The organism is Streptomyces sp. NPDC060028 (genome assembly GCF_042736725.1).
GTDB lineage: Bacteria > Actinomycetota > Actinomycetes > Streptomycetales > Streptomycetaceae > Streptomyces.
Genome location: NZ_JBHWVJ010000092.1, coordinates 13,149 through 29,229, shown reverse-complemented (window position 1 = coordinate 29,229; position 16,081 = coordinate 13,149). Strand labels below are relative to the sequence as shown.

Below are 16,081 nucleotides of genomic sequence, written 5' to 3'. Positions count from 1 at the left end.
TACGACCGTGGTGACCGTCCCACCGGTGGTGGCGGCGGCTTCCGCGGCCGTGACGACCGGGGTGGCGACCGTCCGTCGTACCCGCGCCGCGATGACCGTGGTGACCGTCCCACCGGTGGTGGCGGCGGCTTCCGCGGCCGTGACGACCGCGGCGGCGACCGTCCCAGCTTCCCCCGTCGTGACGACCGTGGTGGCGACCGTCCGTCGTACCCGCGTCGCGATGACCGTGGCGACCGTCCCACCGGTGGCGGCGGCGGCGGCTTCCGTGGCCGTGACGACCGTGGTGGGGACCGCCCGAGCTACCCCCGCCGTGACGACGACCGTGGTGGGCGTCCGTCCTACCCGCGCCGTGACGACGACCGTGGCGGCTTCCGCGGCGGCCGTGACGACCGTGGCGGCGACCGTCCCAGCTTCCCGCGTCGCGATGACCGGGGTGGCGACCGTCCGTCGTACCCGCGTCGCGATGACCGTGGTGACCGTCCCACCGGTGGTGGCGGCGGCTTCCGTGGCCGTGACGACCGTGGTGGGGACCGCCCCAGCTACCCGCGCCGTGACGACGACCGTGGCGGATTCCGCGGCGGCCGTGACGACCGTGGTGGCGACCGTCCGTCGTACCCGCGTCGTGATGACCGTGGTGGCGACCGTCCCTCGTACCCCCGCCGTGACGACGACCGCGGTGGCCGTCCCACCGGTGGCGGTGGCGACCGCGGTGGCGACCGTCCCAGCTACCCGCGCCGTGACGACCGTGGGGGCGACCGTCCGTCCTACCCGCGTCGCGACGACGACCGTGGCGGCTTCCGCGGCGGCCGTGACGACCGTGGTGGCGACCGTCCCAGCTACCCGCGTCGTGACGACCGGGGTGGCGACCGTCCCTCGTACCCCCGTCGTGACGACCGTGGCGGCGATCGTGGTGGCTACCGCGGCGGTCGTGATGACCGTGGCGGCGACCGCGACTTCCGTGCGGACCGCGACCCGGTCAAGCGGCTTCCGATCGACGAGGACGTCACCGGCTTCGAGATCGACGCCGACGTGCGCCAGGAGCTGCTGAGCCTGCCCAAGGGCCTGGCCGAGGAAGTCTCCAAGAACCTGGTCATGGTGGCCCGGCTGATCGACGAGGACCCGGAGCAGGCGTACGCGTACTCGCGCATCGCCCTGCGGCTGGCCTCCCGCGTCGCCGCCGTGCGCGAGGCCGCCGGCTTCGCCGCGTACGCCACGCAGAAGTACAGCGAGGCGCTCGCGGAGTTCCGCGCCGCCAAGCGCATGACCGGTTCCGTCGAGCTGTGGCCCGTCATGGCCGACTGCGAGCGCGGCCTCGGCCGTCCGGAGCGGGCGCTGGCCATGGCCGGCGAGCCCGAGGTGCAGAAGCTGGACAAGGCCGGCCAGGTCGAGATGCGTCTGGTCGCGGCCGGTGCCCGGCGGGACATGGGCCAGCTCGACGCGGCCATCGTGACCCTGCAGAGCCCGGAGCTGGCCTCCAGCTCCGTCCAGTCGTGGACCGCGCGGCTGCGCTACGCCTACGCCGACGCCCTGCTGGCGGCCGGTCGTGAGGACGAGGCGCGCGAGTGGTTCGCCAAGGCCCTCGAGGCCGACAAGGACGGGGCCACGGACGCCTCCGACCGGCTCGCCGAGCTGGACGGGGTCGAGTTCGTCGACGCGGGCGCCGACCTCGAGGACGACGAGCCCGTCGCCGACGAGGACGACGAGCCCGAGGACGAAGTCGACGACGAGCGCGAGCCCGAGGACGAGCTCGACGACCTCGAGGACGACGACGAGGACTCGGACGACCCCGAGGTGCGCGCCGCCGAGCGTGCCTCCGACGTGGCCGAGTACTACGACGAGGACGACGAGGAATACGAGTCGGACATCGACCTCACTGACGAGGCCGTCGTCGTGGACGAGGACGACAAGGGCCGCGACAAGGCCTGAGTCGGTTGAGTGTGAGTGAGTGAGGAAGGGCGGTACCCCCGGTGGGGGTACCGCCCTTTTTCGTTTCCGGGGCCTGCCCGGGCAGAGCGGGTCAGTCCAGGCTGCGCAGGACCAGGCCGGTGGCCGGCTTCGGGCCGAAGGAGGTGGACTTGCGGGGCATCGTGACGCCCTGGCGGGCCAGGTCCCGGACCACTTCCTCCCGTACGGGGTGCATCAGGACCGCGGTGCCGCCGTTGCGCTCGGCCATCGCGACGGTCGCCTCGGTGTCGTGGATGTACGAGATGTGGTCCGGGGTGTCGGGCACGTCCCAGATCGCGTCGAGCAGGGTGGCGTGCAGCACGGTGGCGTCCAGCCGGCGCCAGGCCTCGGGCCGGTCGCGGCGGACGGTGCGCTCGATCAGGGCCGGATCGGGGTCGGTGACGAGGTGGAAGCTGCCGTCACCGGCGAGCAGGAAGGCGTTGCCCCGCTCCGCCGCGTCGTCCAGGGCCTCCATGGCCAGCGGCAGCGGGCCGTCGACCGGGCGGACCCGGAAGTGGCCGTCGACGGCGGCCAGTGCCGCGGCCACCGGGAGGCGGCGCAGCATCCGGTGGATGGCGCGGACCTGGAGGGGGTAGCGGGCGGTGTCGACGAGGAGGACCAGGCCGAAGTCCCACGGGGTGGGGGACGGGTGCTCCTCCTGGAGGCGCAAGTACGTCGCCCAGCGGTGGTGGCCGTCGGCGATGAGGGCTTGGCGGCGGCCGAGATCGGCGGTCACGGAGGCCAGCTCGGCGGGGTCGGTTATGGCCCAGAGCCGGTGCTGGAAGCCGTCCTCGGTGGTCGTCGACAGCAGCGGGGCGCGCCGGGCGGCGCGTTCGACGACGGCCGCCGCGCCCGCTTCGGGGTCGTCGCCGCGGTAGGTCAGCAGGAGGGGTTCGAGGTTCGCGGCGGTGGCCCGCATCAGGCCGGCCCGGTCGGTGACCACGTCCGGCATGACGTCCTCGTGGGGCAGGACGATGCCGGCGTCCGCCGCGGACAGGGCGAGGGCGCCGATGACGCCGCGCTGGACGAGGCCGGCCCGGCGTTGCTCGTAGACGTAGAGCGCCGGTTCGTCGTCGGTGCTGAGGACGCCCTCGGCGAGCCAGTGGTGCATGGTGCGCGCGGCCTGCTCGTTGCGCGCCGCGGGGGTGTCGGCCTGCGGGAGGATCAGGCGGACGATGTTGTGCGGGTCGGCGGACTCGAGGTGGTTGAGTCCGTCGGGGCGCACGACCACGTCGTACGGCGGCGAGGTGACGGCGGCCAGGCTGCCGACGCGCTCGGGGACGTAGCGCAGGCCATGGAACGGGATCAGGCGCAGTCCATGGTCGGCGGTGCCAGAAGTGGTCATTGGAGCATCGTAGGTCGGGTCTCGCCATGCGGGATGATCGGGGGGAGTACGGAAACCGGACAAGATCGATCGTATGAGGAGTCGACACGATGACCCGGCAGAGCAGGACCAGCCCCGCGGGCAGTGAGCGGAACTTGCACCAGGCGTACGACACGGCCCTGCTGGACCTGGACGGGGTGGTGTACGCGGGCGGTGAGGCCATCGCGCACGCGGTGGAGTCGCTGGCCGCGGCCCGGGCCGACGGGATGCACCTCGCTTACGTGACGAACAACGCGCTGCGCACCCCGGACTCCGTGGCGGAGCACCTGAGCGAGCTGGGGATCCCGACCGAGGCCGGTGAGGTGATCACCTCGGCGCAGGCGGTGGCCCGGCTGATCTCGGAGCAGGTGCCTACGGGGTCGAAGGTGCTGGTGATCGGTGGCGAGGGACTGCGGGTCGCGCTGCGCGAACGCGGGCTGGTGCCGGTGGAGTCGGCGGACGAGGAGGGCCTCGCGGCGGTCGTCCAGGGGTACGGGGGTCCTGACCTGCCGTGGGGGCGGTTCGCGGAGGCTTCGTACGCCGTCAGCCGCGGGGTGCCGTGGTACGCGTCCAACACCGACCTGACGATTCCGGGGGCGCGGGGGATCGGGCCGGGCAACGGCGCCGCGGTGGAGGTCGTACGCATCGCCACGGGGGCGGAGCCGCAGGTGGCGGGCAAACCGCTGCCCCCGATGCACCGGGAGACGGTGCTGCGGACCGGGGCGAAGCGGCCGCTGGTGGTCGGGGACCGGCTGGACACCGACATCGAGGGCGCCTTCAACGGGGAGGTGGACTCGCTGCTGGTGCTGACCGGGATCGCGGACGCGGAGCAGCTGCTGCGCGCCGAGCCGAGGCACCGGCCGACGTACGTGGACCGGGACCTGCGCGGGCTGCTGACCGGGCAGCCGCAGGTGGCGGCGGCCGCGGACGGCTTCGGCTGCGGGGGCTGGACCGCGGCCGCGCAGGACGGCGTACTGGAGCTGCGGGGCGAGGGGGATCCGCTGGACGGGCTGCGGGCCCTGTGCGCGGCGGCCTGGACGCAGGCGGGTGACGGGGCGTGCGGGCTTGACGCCGGGAAGGCGCTGGCCAGGCTGGGCCTTTAGGCGCGTGGCAGGGGGCGGGCGGGGTGCCGTTCGGGGGATCCACGCAGGCGCAGGGTAGGCTAACCTAACTTTCGTGTTGGTCGAGAGTCCTCCTGAACAGAGCGCGGCGCCGGTCGCCCCCACCCGCTCCCGCCATGCCGCGCGGGCCGCCGGGCTGCTGGCCGCCTTCGCCGTACTGGCCCTGATCGCCGTGGCGAGCATCGCCGTCGGCGCCAAGCAGATGCCCCTCGGGGAGGTCTGGCACGGCCTGTTCCACTACACGGGGACACCCTCCGACGTGGTGGTGCGGGACCTGCGGGTGCCACGCACCCTGCTCGGGCTGCTCGTCGGTCTGGGCCTCGGCCTCTCGGGGGCGGTGATGCAGGCGCTGACCCGCAATCCGCTGGCCGAGCCCGGCATCCTCGGCGTCAACGCGGGGGCCGCGGCGGCCGTGGTCTCCGCGATCAGCTTCTTCGGCGCGAACTCCCTGAGCGAGTTCGTGTGGTGGGCCTTCCTCGGCGCCGCCGTCGTCTCGGTCGTCGTGTACGTCCTCGGCGGCAGCCGCAGCGCGACGCCGGTGCGGCTGGCCCTCGCCGGGACGGCGGCCAGCGCGGCCCTGATCGGCTACATCAACGCCGTGCAGCTGATGGACAGCAAGGCGCTGGACAAGCTCCGCTTCTGGACGGTGGGTTCGCTGGCCTCGGCCAACATGGACACCGTGCGCCAGGTCGCCCCGTTCCTGCTGGTCGGCGCGGTGCTCGCGCTGTCGCTCGGCCGGCCGCTCAACGCGATGGCCATGGGCGACGACACCGCGCGGGCGCTCGGCGCCAACCTGACGCGGACCCGGATCGGCGCGGTGCTCGCCATCACCCTGCTGTGCGGGGCGGCGACCGCCGCCTGCGGGCCCATCGTCTTCATCGGCCTGATGATCCCGCACCTGGTACGGGTGTTCACGGGGCCGGACATGCGCTGGGTGCTGGCGTACTCGGCGGTCCTGTCGCCCGTGCTGCTGCTCGGCGCCGACGTCATCGGCCGCGTCGTCACCCGGCCCGCCGAGCTCCAGGTCGGAATCGTCACCGCGCTCGTCGGCGGCCCGGTCTTCATCCATCTCGTCCGGCGCAAGAGGATGGCCCAGCTGTGACCGTCAAACCCGCCGCGGGCCGCCGCGGGCCCCGGCCGCTGCACCTGCCCGGCGGGCTGTCGCTGCGCGTCGAGCGGCGCGCGCTGGCCGTGGGGCTGCTGCTCGCGATCGCCGCGCTGGTGCTGGCCGTACTCCTGATCGGCACCGGTGACTTCCAGATCGCCCCGACGGACGTCGTGCAGACCCTGCTGGGCAACGGAACCCCCGCGCAGGACTTCATCATCAACGACCTGCGGCTGCCGCGGGTCCTGGTGGCCCTGCTCGTCGGCGCGGCCCTCGGGATGGCGGGGGCCGTCTTCCAGTCCGTGTCGCGCAATCCGCTCGGCTCCCCGGACCTGCTCGGCTTCGGGTACGGCTCGGCGGTCGGCGCGCTGACCGTCATCATCCTGTTCAAGGGCAGCGCCGGAGAGGTCGCGGTGGGCGCGCTCCTGGGCGGTCTGCTGGCCGGCCTGGCCGTCTACCTGCTCGCCTACAAGCAGGGGATCCAGGGCTACCGGCTGGTCCTGGTCGGCATCGGCGCCTCCGCGATGCTCGTCGCCGTCATCCAGTACCTGCTGACGAAGGCACAGCTCGTCGACGCCACCCGGGCGATGGTCTGGCTGACCGGCTCGCTGGCCGGCCGGGACTGGGCGCAGGTGTGGCCGCTGCTGGCGGCCTGCGCAGTGCTGTTCCCGCTGATCCTCGGGCAGAGCAGGGCCCTGCGGATGATCGAGATGGGCGACGACGCGGCGTACGCCCTCGGGGTGCGGGTGGAGCGGACCCGGCTGGTCCTGATGGTGGCGGCGATCCTGCTCACCACCGCGGCGAGCGCTGCGGCCGGCCCCATCAGCTTCGTCGCGCTGGCCGCGCCGCAGCTGGCCCGGCGGCTGACCCGGTCGCCCGGGGCGAGCCTGCTGACCGCCGCCCTGATGGGCGCCGTGCTGCTGCTGGTCTCCGACTGGGCCTCGCAGCGGGCCTTCGGCGCCGACCAGCTGCCGGTGGGCGTGGTGACCGGTCTGGTCGGCGGTGTCTACCTGCTCTGGCTGCTCGTCACCGAGCGCAAGGCGGGACGTATATGAGCGCGAACGAACTGAGGAGTAGGCAAGTGCAGCGGCTGACCGCGGAGAACGTGACCCTCGGCTACGACCAGCGGGTCATCGCCGAGAACCTGTCGGTGGAGATCCCGGACAACTCCTTCACGGTGATCGTCGGCCCCAACGCCTGCGGCAAGTCCACGCTGCTGCGCGCCCTGTCGCGGATGCTGAAGCCGTCCGCCGGGCGGGTGCTGCTCGACGGGCAGGCCATCGGGTCGATGCCGGCGAAGAAGGTCGCCAAGACCCTCGGCCTTCTGCCGCAGTCCTCGATCGCGCCGGACGGCATCACGGTCGCCGACCTGGTCTCGCGCGGCCGCTACCCGCACCAGGGGCTGCTGCGGCAGTGGTCCGCGCAGGACGAGCGGATCGTGGGTGAGTCGATGGCCTCGACCGGGGTCGCCGAGCTCGCCGACCGGGCCGTGGACGAGCTGTCGGGCGGCCAGCGCCAGCGCGTGTGGATCGCGATGGCACTGGCCCAGCAGACGCCGCTGCTGCTGCTGGACGAGCCGACGACGTACCTGGACATCCAGCACCAGATCGACGTGCTCGACCTGTGCGCGGAACTGCATGAGAACCAGGGGCGGACCCTGGTCGCCGTGCTGCACGACCTCAACCACGCCGCCCGCTACGCCACGCACCTGATCGCGATGCGGGACGGGAAGGTCGTCGCCGAGGGCCCGCCGGCCGAGGTGGTCACGGCCGGGCTGGTGGAGGAGGTGTTCGGGTTGCGCTGCCAGATCATCGACGACCCCGAGACGGGGACCCCGCTGGTGATCCCCGCCGCGCGGTCGGCCCGTACGAAGGCCGTCGCCTCTACAACAGGCTCTTGAGCCGCAGCAGGTCGCGGAAGCCCGCCTCCAGCCTGATTCGGCCGGAGGCCCAGGCCTTGGCGAACTTCAGCTCGCCGGCGACCAGGGCGACCAGGTCGTCACCGCTCATGGCGAGCCGTATCTCGGCCTTCGTCGGCGGCGGCCCCGCCAGGGCCGCGTCCACCCGGATCCGGCCTCCGTCGAGGCGGCCCGTGAAGGTCTGGTCGAGGTCGGTGATGTGGCAGCTCAGCGAGCGGTCCAGCGCGGTCGCACCGCGCACGCCGCCTTCCGCCCGCGCCAGGTTGTCAGAGAGTCGGTCGAGTGCTTCGCGGCACTCCTCGATCGTAGCCATCGTGATCACGACCGTACCGCAGAGCCGTGCGTGGTCGCGGGGCGCTTCGCGGTAGCGTCAGGGCATGACCGACGAAGCGCCCGAGGCACCCGGGGAGCCGGCCGGGGAGCCGGCCGCGCAGGAGGCCGCCGCCGAGCCCGGGGGGCCCGCCGCGCTGGGCATCGTACGTACTCCCACCGGGCACGCCGCGGTGGACGCGCACCTGGAGCGGCTGGCGGACGCCGACCACCTCGCGGCGGACGGACATGTCGAGGTGTACGAGGATGTGCACAGGGGGCTGCGTGACGCGCTCACCGCGCTGGACGCACCGCCCGCCTCGCCCGCACCATCCGCATCACCCGGACCTCGTCCGTACGAAAACAGGAGCTGAACCCACCGTGGCAGGAGTGGCACGACGCCGTCTGGACGCCGAACTGGTACGCCGCAGCATGGCCCGCTCGCGCGAACACGCGGCCCAGCTCATCGCCGCCGGCCGGGTGACCGTCGGGGGCGCCACCGCGACCAAGCCGGCCACCCAGGTCGAGACCAGCGCGGCCCTGGTCGTCCTCAAGGACGACAGCGACCCGGACTACGTCTCCCGGGGCGGCCACAAACTGGCGGGGGCGCTGGCCGCCTTCCAGCCGCTGGGACTGCTCGTCGAGGGCCGCCGGGCACTGGACGCCGGGGCCTCCACCGGCGGGTTCACCGACGTACTGCTGCGCGCGGGCGTGGCGCACGTGATGGCCGTCGACGTCGGCTACGGACAGCTCGCCTGGTCGCTGCAGAGCGACGACCGCGTCACCGTCAAGGACCGTACGAACGTCCGCGAGCTGACGGTCGAGCTGCTCGACGGGGCCCCGGTCGACCTGGTCGTCGGTGACCTGTCCTTCATCTCCATCGGCCTGGTCCTGCCGGCGCTCGTACGGTGCTGCGCGCCCGCCGCCGACCTGGTGCTGATGGTCAAGCCGCAGTTCGAGGTGGGCAAGGACCGCCTGGGCAGCGGCGGAGTCGTGCGCAGCGCGGAGCTGCGCGCCGAGGCCGTGCGGGATGTCGCGGCGCAGGCGGGGAAGCTGGGCCTGGGAGTGCTCGGGGTGACCGCGAGCCCGCTGCCGGGCCCGTCGGGCAACGTCGAGTACTTTCTGTGGCTGCGGGCGGGGGCACCGGAACTCGACCCGGCGGATGTTGACCGTGCAGTGGCGGAGGGGCCGCAGTGACAGATTCATCAGCTTCATCGGCGTCGGAGGCTTCTGGGGCCTCAGGGGTGGAACGGACCGTCTTCCTGCTCGCGCACACCGGGCGGCCGGCGGCCATCCGCAGTGCCGAGCTGGTCGTGCAGGGTCTGCTGAGGTGCGGGCTGGGCGTACGCGTCCTGCGGCAGGAGGCGGTGGACCTGCCGCTGCCGCCCGAGGTGGAGCTGGTGGCCGAGTGCACCCCGGAGGTGCTCGCCGGCTGTGAGCTGCTGATCGTGCTGGGCGGCGACGGGACCCTGCTGCGCGGCGCCGAGTTCGCGCGCGGCTCGGGGGTGCCGATGCTGGGCGTGAACCTGGGCCGGGTCGGCTTCCTCGCGGAGGCCGAGCGGGACGACCTGGACAAGGTCGTGGACCGGGTGGTGACGCGGGCGTACGAGGTCGAGGAGCGGATGACCCTCGACGTGATCGTGCGGACCAACGGAGACGTGGTCCACCGGGACTGGGCGCTGAACGAGGCCGCGGTCCAGAAGGTCTCCCCGGAGCGGATGCTGGAGGTGGTCCTGGAGATCGACGGGCGCCCGGTCTCCGGCTTCGGCTGTGACGGGATCGTCTGCGCGACCCCGACGGGCTCGACGGCGTACGCCTTCTCGGCGGGCGGGCCGGTGGTCTGGCCGGAGGTGGAGGCGCTGCTGATGGTGCCGATCAGCGCGCACGCGCTGTTCGCGAAGCCGCTGGTGACCTCGCCCGACTCGGTGCTGGCGGTGGAGGTGCAGACCGGGACCCCGCACGGGGTGCTGTGGTGCGACGGGCGGCGGATGCTGGAGCTGCCGGCCGGGGCGCGGGTGGAGGTCCGGCGGGGGACGGTGCCGGTGCGGCTCGCCCGGCTGCACCACGCGTCTTTCACGGACCGGCTCGTCGCGAAATTCGCGCTGCCGGTGTCGGGGTGGCGCGGCGCTCCGCACTAATTGGTGCGACTGTTCGACCGGCTCCGGACGGGTGACGTCACATGGCACCCGTGAAACCTCGGTATCGTCGTCCCGTGCTTGAGGAGATGCGGATACGGTCGCTCGGGGTCATCGACGACGCGGTGGTCGAGCTGTCGCCCGGTTTCACCGCGGTGACCGGCGAGACCGGCGCCGGCAAGACGATGGTCGTCACCAGCCTCGGGCTGCTGCTCGGCGGCCGCGCCGACCCGGCCCTGGTACGGATCGGCGCCAAGGCGGCGGTCGTCGAGGGCCGCATCGTCATGCGCCCCGACGCGCCCGCGGCCATTCGGGCCGAGGAGGCCGGGGCCGAGCTCGACGACGGCGCCCTGCTGATCAGTCGGACCGTGTCCGCCGAGGGGCGCTCGCGCGCGCACGTCGGCGGCCGCTCCGTACCCGTCGGGCTGCTCGGGGAACTCGCCGACGACCTCGTGGCCGTCCACGGGCAGACCGACCAGCAGGGCCTGCTGCGCCCCGCCCGGCAGCGCCAGGCGCTCGACCGGTACGCCGGGGACGCGGTCGCCGTCCCGCTGGAGAAGTACGCCTCCGCCTACCGCCGGCTGCGCGCCGTCGCCGTGGAGCTGGAGGAGATCACCACCCGGGCCCGGGAGCGGGCCCAGGAGGCGGACCTGCTGCGCTTCGGGCTGGACGAGATCGCGGCCGTGGAACCGGTCACCGGCGAGGACACCGAGCTCGCGGCGGAGGCGGAGCGCCTGGGCCACGCCGAGTCGCTGGCCTCGGCGGCGCAGATCGCCCACGCCGCGCTGGCCGGCAACCCCGAGGACCCGGAGGGCGTCGACGCGAACACCCTCGTCGCGGGCGCGCACCGGGCACTGGAATCCGTACGCTCCCACGACCCGGCGCTCGGCGCGCTCGCCGAGCGGATCGGCGAGCTGGGGATCCTGCTCGCCGACGTGGCCGGGGAACTCGCCGGCTACGCCGACGACCTGGACGCCGACCCGCTGCGGCTGGCGGCGGTCGAGGAGCGCCGGGCGGCCCTGATCCAGCTCACCCGCAAGTACGGGGACGGCCAGAACACGGCGGACTCGGTGCTGGCGTGGGCCGAGCGCGGCTCGGCGCGGCTGCTGGAGCTGGACGGCGACGACGAGCGGATCGCGGAGCTCACCGCCGAACGGGACGGACTGCGGGCGGAACTCTCACTGCTGGCCCAGGCGTTGACCGATGCGCGGGGTGAGGCGGCGACCCGCTTCGCGTCGGCGGTGACGCAGGAGCTGGCCTCGCTGGCGATGCCGCACGCCCGGGTGAGCATCGACATCCGGCAGGCGGAGGACCCCGAAGGGGTGGAGGTGGACGGCCGCCCCGTCGCGTACGGGCCCTCGGGCACGGACGAGGTGGAGCTGCTCCTGGCCCCGCACCCCGGCGCGCAGCCCCGGCCGATCGCCAAGGGCGCGTCGGGCGGTGAGCTCTCCCGCGTGATGCTGGCCGTGGAGGTCGTCTTCGCGGGCTCCGACCCGGTGCCGACGTACCTCTTCGACGAGGTCGATGCGGGCGTCGGCGGCAAGGCGGCGGTCGAGGTGGGCCGGCGGCTGGCGAAACTGGCCAAGTCGGCGCAGGTCGTGGTCGTCACGCACCTGCCGCAGGTGGCGGCCTTCGCGGACCGGCAGCTGCTGGTGGAGAAGACCAACGACGGCTCCGTGACGCGCAGCGGGGTCACCGTCCTGGAGGGCGAGGCCCGGATCCGCGAGCTGTCGCGCATGCTGGCGGGCCAGGAGGACTCGGTCTCCGCCCGGGCCCACGCGGAGGAACTCCTCGCGGCGGCGCGGGCGGACGCGTGAGCCGGCGCCACTGACGGGGCGTCAGGGTGACGTGCGGATAGCCCGTGTGAGTGAGGCTCGGTGGTACTGAGCGGTATCTCTTACGGGATCCGCACCCGTATGGTCCCGGAACGCGCGTGCGGAATGGCATCCTTGGCCACGTCTCTGACTCCCTCACCCTGGAGCTTCGGCCCGTGAGCAGCTCCCCGGTCCCGGTCCCGGTCCCCGCGCAGTCGTACGGGCGGCCACCGCTTCGTACCGTCCAGGTCCTGGGCGGTGCGGGCGCGGGCAGCAGTGCGCACGTGCGCTCCCTCGCGACCGGGCTCGCCGCCCGGGGCGTACGCGTCACCGTGTGCGCCCCCGTCGAGGCCGAGGGGGAGTACGACTTCACCGGCGCCGGGGCGCACTTCCTGCCCGACGCCGTGAGCGCGCTGCGGGGCGCGTGCGCCGGAGCCGACGTGGTGCACGCGCACGGGGTACGGGCCGGGATGCGGGCGGCGCTGGCGCTGCGCGGGCACCGGGTACCGCTGGTGGTGACCTGGCACGGCGGCGGCCCCGCGGCCGCGGGTGCGGCCGGGCGGCTGAGCCGGCTGCTGGAGCGGCACGTGGCCCGGGCGGCCGTGGTGGTGCTGGGGTCCTCGTCGGACCAGGTGGACCTGGCGCGGCTGCGCGGGGCGCGGGACGCGCGGCTGGCCCCGACGGCGCTGCCGGCCGGCGCGGCCGCTGCCGCGCCGGGCGCGGATCCGGGCAAGACGCGGGCGGAACTGGGCTCGACGGAACGGCCCTTGCTGATCGCGGTCGGCAGCCTGGTGCCGGGGCGGGGGTACTCCGTACTGCTGGACGCGGCACGGTCCTGGCGGGCGCTGGATCCGGCGCCGCTGCTCGTGATCGCGGGGGAGGGCCCGATGCGGGCCGACCTGGCGCGGCGGATCGAGGCCGAAGCCCTGCCGGTGCGGCTGCTGGGGCGGCGCCGGGACGCGGCACAGTTGCTCGCGGCGGCGGATGTCGCGGTGCTGCCGAGCCGGTGGGAGGCGCGGTCACTGCTGGCGCAGGAGGCACTGCGGGCCGGGGTGGCCCTGGTGGCCACGCGGGTCGGGGGCGTACCGGAGCTGGTCGGGGACGCGGCCGTGCTGGTCCCGTACGGGGACCCGGGCGCGCTGGCGGAGGCCGTGTCCGGGCTGCTCGCGGATCCGGGGCGGCGGGCCGCGCTGTCCGCGGCGGGGCGGGCCCAGGCGGCGACGTGGCCGTCCGAGGACGACACCGTGGCACAGGTCCTGTCGGTGTACGACGAGCTGATGGACCGCCCCCGCCGATAGCCTCCGGCGGGGCTGGATTTACGAAGGAGTGTGGCGGCGGGCGCGGAGGGCCAGGCTCAGGGAGAGGACCGTTTCCGGGTCGTCCAGGTCCGTGCCCAGGAGTTCCGAGATGCGTGCCAGGCGGTTGTACAGGGTCTGGCGGTTGAGGTGGAGCTCGCGGGCCGTCTCCGCCTTGCGGCCCGCATGGGCCAGGTACGTCTCCAGGGTCGGAAGCAGCGGCGGGCGCGAGGTCGTGTCGTGCACCCGCAGCGCGCCGATCGCGCGGTCCACGAAGGCCGCCAGGTCGGGGTGTTCGCGCAGGCGCCACAGGAGGAGGTCGATGTCCAGGCGGCGGGCGTCGTACCAGGGGCGGGCCGGGAGGCCGTGCGCGGCGGTGGCGGTCTCCGCCGCGTGGCGCAGGCCCGCGGACGCGGCAGCCCAGCCGCCCGCGACGCCGACGACCACCGCCGGAGGCGCGGCGGCCCGGTCCAGGCCGGCCCGTTCGACGCCGGCCCGCAGCGCCACCGCGACCCGGTCCGCCACCGCCGTGCGCTCGGATTCCGCACGGAGGGACACCAGCAGCGGGACCCGGCCCTCCACCGGCCGGACCCCCAGCAGGACCGGTACGCCGACCGCGGACAGTTCCTCCAGCACCGCGCGGGCCAGGACCGCCCAGTTCCCCGACGGGCCCAGGTCCGAGGACAGTCGCATGACCACCGGCAGCAGCGGACCCGCGCCCGGCTTGAAACCGAGCACCCGCGCCTGCGCCGGCGCGTCCTCGGCCGAGATCCGGCCCTCCGCCAGGTCGGTGAGGAAGTCGCCGCGGCCGCGCGCCGCCAGCTCCTCCTCCTGGCGGGCCTGCATCATCACCACAGCCAGCACCCCCGCCGTCCGCTCGGCCGCCATGCGGTGCACCGGCAGCAGCGGGGCAAAGACACCGAGCAGCACCACGCGGGCGCGGACCGAGCCCGTGCCGTGGCCGCCGCCGGGTACGTCGATCACCACCGCGTTGGCCGACGGCTCCGCCTCGCGCTGGCCGCGCATGCCCTCCCAGACCTGGAGCGGATCCGCGGCCGCCTCCCCGGAGACCGGGCCGGCCGCGTACAGCAGCTGCCCGTCCGGGGTCTCCAGGAACACCGGGTTGGCCGTGAAGTCCGCCAGGATCCGCAGCACTTGCGGGATCCCGCCGCCGCCCAGCAGGGCCTGCGTACACCGCCGGTGGACCTCCTCGGCGCGCTGGAGCAGGGCGTAGTGCCCGTTGACGATCTCGGTGTGGACCTCTTCGGTGACGGCGACGAAGGGGACCTCCCGGTGCAGTTGGACCAGCGGCAGCCCGGCCGCGCGGGCCGTCTCCACGATCGTCGCGGGCAGGCGGGTGAAGCGCGGGCCCAGTTCGACCACGAGTGCGGCGATGCCCCGGTCCGCGAGCCGGCGTACGAAGGCGCGCTGCTCGGCGGGCCGGGTGCCGAGGCCGAGCCCGGTGGTCAGCAGCAGCTCGCCGCCCTTGAGGAGGGACGCGATGTTGGGGACCTCGCCCGCGTGCACCCAGCGCACGGTGCGGCCCAGCCGGTCGGCGCAGGCCACCACCTCCGGCAGCCCGCTGCGCAGTCCCGGCAGCTCCAGTGCCCGCTGAACCGTGATGCCGCCCTGCCCGCCCTGCTCGTCCATATTGCGGACGCTATCAGGGGGTCAGGTGGGCTTGATGTTGTGGTTGAAGCGGAAGACGTTGTCCGGGTCGTACTCCCGTTTCACCGCGCCCAGCCGGTGCAGGTTCTCCTCCCCGAGCCCGGCCACCACGCGCTCGGGGCCCTCGTCGCCGGTGAAGTTGAGGTAGACCGCGCCCGTGCTCCACGGCAGCACGTCGGCCCGTACGTCCTTCACCCACTGCCGGCACCGCTCGTCGTCGGCCGGGTCCTCCCACATGCCGAAGGGATGCACCGCCCACATCGCGTCCCGGTACGGAACCGGGAACTCCGCGGGCCCCTGCGCGATGGCCCCGCCCAGCGGGAACATCGCGTGCTGCGTCCCGGTCGGCACCGGCATGGTGGCGGCGCGGGCGCAGAACACCTCCACCAGTTCGTCGGGCAGCCCGGTCAGGTACTCCGCGGACCAGTAGTTCCGCAGCCCCGGCGGGTCGTCCAGCATGCACTGGAAGTCCGGGTAGGGGATCGCGCCGAGCACCTCCGCCTCGTGCGGCAGCGCCAGCAGCGGCCCGACGAGTTTGCGCAGGTCCTCCTCGGCGCCCGCGTACGTCACCAGCGCGCCCGCCAGCAGCGTCCCGACCAGGTGCGGCGGTACGAAGGGCTCCGGCGGGGCGGTCAGGTAGATCACGCCGCCGCCCGCCTCGACCGGACCGCTCTCGATGAGCTCCCGGTAGACGCGCAGGACCTGCGGCCCGGCCTGCGGGGGGTAGAGCAGGAGGCAGAAGGAGAACTCCGGCAGCTCGTGCAGGCGCAGCGTCAGCGAGGTCGCGACGCCGAAGTTCCCGCCGCCGCCGTGCAGGGCCCAGAACAGTTCGGGGTGGTCCTCGGCGGTCGCGGTGAGCGTGCTGCCGTCGGCGGTGACCAGGTCGACGCCGAGCAGGTTGTCCACGGCCAGCCCGAACGTGCGGTCCAGCCAGCCGGATCCGCCGCCGAGGACGAATCCCGCGACGCCGGTGGTGGAGACCCGGCCGCCGGTGGTCGCCAGGTCGTACGGCTGGCACGCGCGGTCCAGGTGGCTCATCACCGCGCCACCGGCGATCCGTACGGCCTTCGCCCCGGGGTGCACCGTGACCTCGTGCATCCGGCGCATGTCGACGACCACGCCGCCGTCGTTGAGGGACATCCCGGCGACGCTGTGGCCGCCGCCGCGTACCGCGACCGGCAGGTCCAGGTCGCGGGCGAAGCGGACGGCCGTGATGACGTCCGCCTCGCTCTCGCACCGGGCGATGACGGCGGGCTTGCGGTCGATCATCCCGTTGAAGACCGTGCGCGCCGCGTCGTATCCCGGATCCTCCGGGGCGAAGACGTCGCCGGCCAGATCCTCGCGGAGCGCGGCAAGGGCCGTGCCCGCCTTCGAGAGGGGCGCCATGGCCACCCTCCCTTCCGAGAGGG

At 74.1% G+C, this 16,081-nt stretch carries 15 protein-coding genes; 11 read left to right on the top strand and 4 right to left on the bottom strand.

Annotated features, from left to right (window positions below):
- Positions 1–1,048, top strand: a 1,048-nt coding sequence (locus ACFWBF_RS31640; protein WP_385607932.1) for a hypothetical protein, incomplete at its 5' end; no start/stop codon positions are given.
- Complete coding sequence (locus tag ACFWBF_RS31635) at positions 1,030–1,926, top strand: hypothetical protein (RefSeq protein ID WP_385607930.1); 897 nt, start codon at positions 1,030–1,032, stop codon at positions 1,924–1,926. The genes ACFWBF_RS31640 and ACFWBF_RS31635, both read left to right, overlap by 19 nt.
- Positions 1,927–2,017: 91 nt before the next feature.
- On the opposite strand, the gene ACFWBF_RS31630 is transcribed toward ACFWBF_RS31635, so the two are convergent.
- A complete protein-coding gene (locus tag ACFWBF_RS31630; protein WP_385607928.1) occupies positions 2,018–3,289 on the bottom strand; it encodes a DUF1015 family protein in 1,272 nt (423 codons plus the stop codon).
- 89 nt (positions 3,290–3,378) lie between these two features.
- Here ACFWBF_RS31630 and ACFWBF_RS31625 point away from each other — a divergent pair, with 89 nt between their 5' ends.
- The 4 genes from ACFWBF_RS31625 (at position 3,379) to ACFWBF_RS31610 (ending at position 7,433) form a co-directional block, all read left to right on the top strand.
- Positions 3,379–4,410 (top strand): HAD-IIA family hydrolase, encoded by a 1,032-nt coding sequence (locus ACFWBF_RS31625; RefSeq protein ID WP_385607927.1) that lies wholly within the window; start codon positions 3,379–3,381, stop codon positions 4,408–4,410.
- Positions 4,411–4,483: 73 nt separating this feature from the next.
- Complete coding sequence (locus ACFWBF_RS31620; RefSeq protein ID WP_385607925.1) at positions 4,484–5,530, top strand: FecCD family ABC transporter permease; 1,047 nt, start codon at positions 4,484–4,486, stop codon at positions 5,528–5,530.
- Complete coding sequence (locus ACFWBF_RS31615) at positions 5,527–6,588, top strand: FecCD family ABC transporter permease (protein WP_385607923.1); 1,062 nt, start codon at positions 5,527–5,529, stop codon at positions 6,586–6,588. Before ACFWBF_RS31620 ends, ACFWBF_RS31615 begins: the two co-directional genes overlap by 4 nt.
- On the top strand, positions 6,585–7,433 hold the full coding sequence (locus ACFWBF_RS31610) for an ABC transporter ATP-binding protein (protein WP_385607921.1): 849 nt from the start codon (positions 6,585–6,587) through the stop codon (positions 7,431–7,433). Before ACFWBF_RS31615 ends, ACFWBF_RS31610 begins: the two co-directional genes overlap by 4 nt.
- On the opposite strand, the gene ACFWBF_RS31605 is transcribed toward ACFWBF_RS31610, so the two are convergent.
- Positions 7,417–7,764, bottom strand: a complete 348-nt coding sequence (locus tag ACFWBF_RS31605) for an SCP2 sterol-binding domain-containing protein (protein ID WP_385607919.1) — start codon at positions 7,762–7,764, stop codon at positions 7,417–7,419. The two genes, ACFWBF_RS31610 and ACFWBF_RS31605, sit on opposite strands and share 17 nt — an antisense overlap.
- Positions 7,765–7,828: 64 nt before the next feature.
- Between ACFWBF_RS31605 and ACFWBF_RS31600 the strand changes: the two genes are divergently transcribed.
- The 5 genes from ACFWBF_RS31600 to ACFWBF_RS31580 all read left to right on the top strand — a co-directional run bounded on the left by ACFWBF_RS31600 (position 7,829) and on the right by ACFWBF_RS31580 (position 13,007).
- The gene (locus ACFWBF_RS31600) at positions 7,829–8,134 is read left to right on the top strand and encodes a hypothetical protein (RefSeq protein ID WP_385607917.1); all 306 of its coding nucleotides are present in this window, start codon (positions 7,829–7,831) and stop codon (positions 8,132–8,134) included.
- A gap of 7 nt (positions 8,135–8,141) precedes the next feature.
- Positions 8,142–8,957, top strand: coding sequence for a TlyA family RNA methyltransferase (locus tag ACFWBF_RS31595; protein ID WP_385607915.1), 816 nt, complete (start codon positions 8,142–8,144; stop codon positions 8,955–8,957).
- A complete protein-coding gene (locus tag ACFWBF_RS31590; RefSeq protein WP_385607914.1) occupies positions 8,954–9,898 on the top strand; it encodes an NAD kinase in 945 nt (314 codons plus the stop codon). Before ACFWBF_RS31595 ends, ACFWBF_RS31590 begins: the two co-directional genes overlap by 4 nt.
- A gap of 86 nt (positions 9,899–9,984) precedes the next feature.
- Complete coding sequence (recN, locus tag ACFWBF_RS31585; RefSeq protein ID WP_385607935.1) at positions 9,985–11,712, top strand: DNA repair protein RecN; 1,728 nt, start codon at positions 9,985–9,987, stop codon at positions 11,710–11,712.
- 173 nt (positions 11,713–11,885) lie between these two features.
- Entirely contained in the window at positions 11,886–13,007 is a 1,122-nt protein-coding gene (locus ACFWBF_RS31580; protein WP_385607912.1) for a glycosyltransferase family 4 protein, read from the top strand.
- Positions 13,008–13,025: 18 nt separating this feature from the next.
- Here the strand turns inward: ACFWBF_RS31580 and ACFWBF_RS31575 are convergent, their stop codons facing one another.
- Positions 13,026–14,654, bottom strand: a complete 1,629-nt coding sequence (locus ACFWBF_RS31575) for a PucR family transcriptional regulator (protein WP_385607910.1) — start codon at positions 14,652–14,654, stop codon at positions 13,026–13,028.
- 21 nt (positions 14,655–14,675) lie between these two features.
- Positions 14,676–16,058: an FAD-binding protein gene (locus ACFWBF_RS31570; protein ID WP_385607908.1), complete on the bottom strand. Its 1,383-nt coding sequence runs from the start codon at positions 16,056–16,058 to the stop codon at positions 14,676–14,678.
- Positions 16,059–16,081 lie beyond the last annotated feature (23 nt).

Excerpts from the sequence above, each read along its gene's own strand:
- ACFWBF_RS31630 (WP_385607928.1), bottom strand. The coding sequence starts at position 3,289 with ATGACCACTTCTGGCACCGCCGACCATGGACTGCGCCTGATCCCGTTC.
- ACFWBF_RS31625 (WP_385607927.1), top strand. The coding sequence starts at position 3,379 with ATGACCCGGCAGAGCAGGACCAGCCCCGCGGGCAGTGAGCGGAACTTG.
- ACFWBF_RS31610 (WP_385607921.1), top strand. The coding sequence starts at position 6,585 with ATGAGCGCGAACGAACTGAGGAGTAGGCAAGTGCAGCGGCTGACCGCG.
- ACFWBF_RS31605 (WP_385607919.1), bottom strand. The coding sequence starts at position 7,764 with ATGGCTACGATCGAGGAGTGCCGCGAAGCACTCGACCGACTCTCTGAC.
- ACFWBF_RS31600 (WP_385607917.1), top strand. The coding sequence starts at position 7,829 with ATGACCGACGAAGCGCCCGAGGCACCCGGGGAGCCGGCCGGGGAGCCG.
- recN (WP_385607935.1), top strand. The coding sequence starts at position 9,985 with ATGCGGATACGGTCGCTCGGGGTCATCGACGACGCGGTGGTCGAGCTG.
- ACFWBF_RS31575 (WP_385607910.1), bottom strand. The coding sequence starts at position 14,654 with ATGGACGAGCAGGGCGGGCAGGGCGGCATCACGGTTCAGCGGGCACTG.
- ACFWBF_RS31570 (WP_385607908.1), bottom strand. The coding sequence starts at position 16,058 with ATGGCGCCCCTCTCGAAGGCGGGCACGGCCCTTGCCGCGCTCCGCGAG.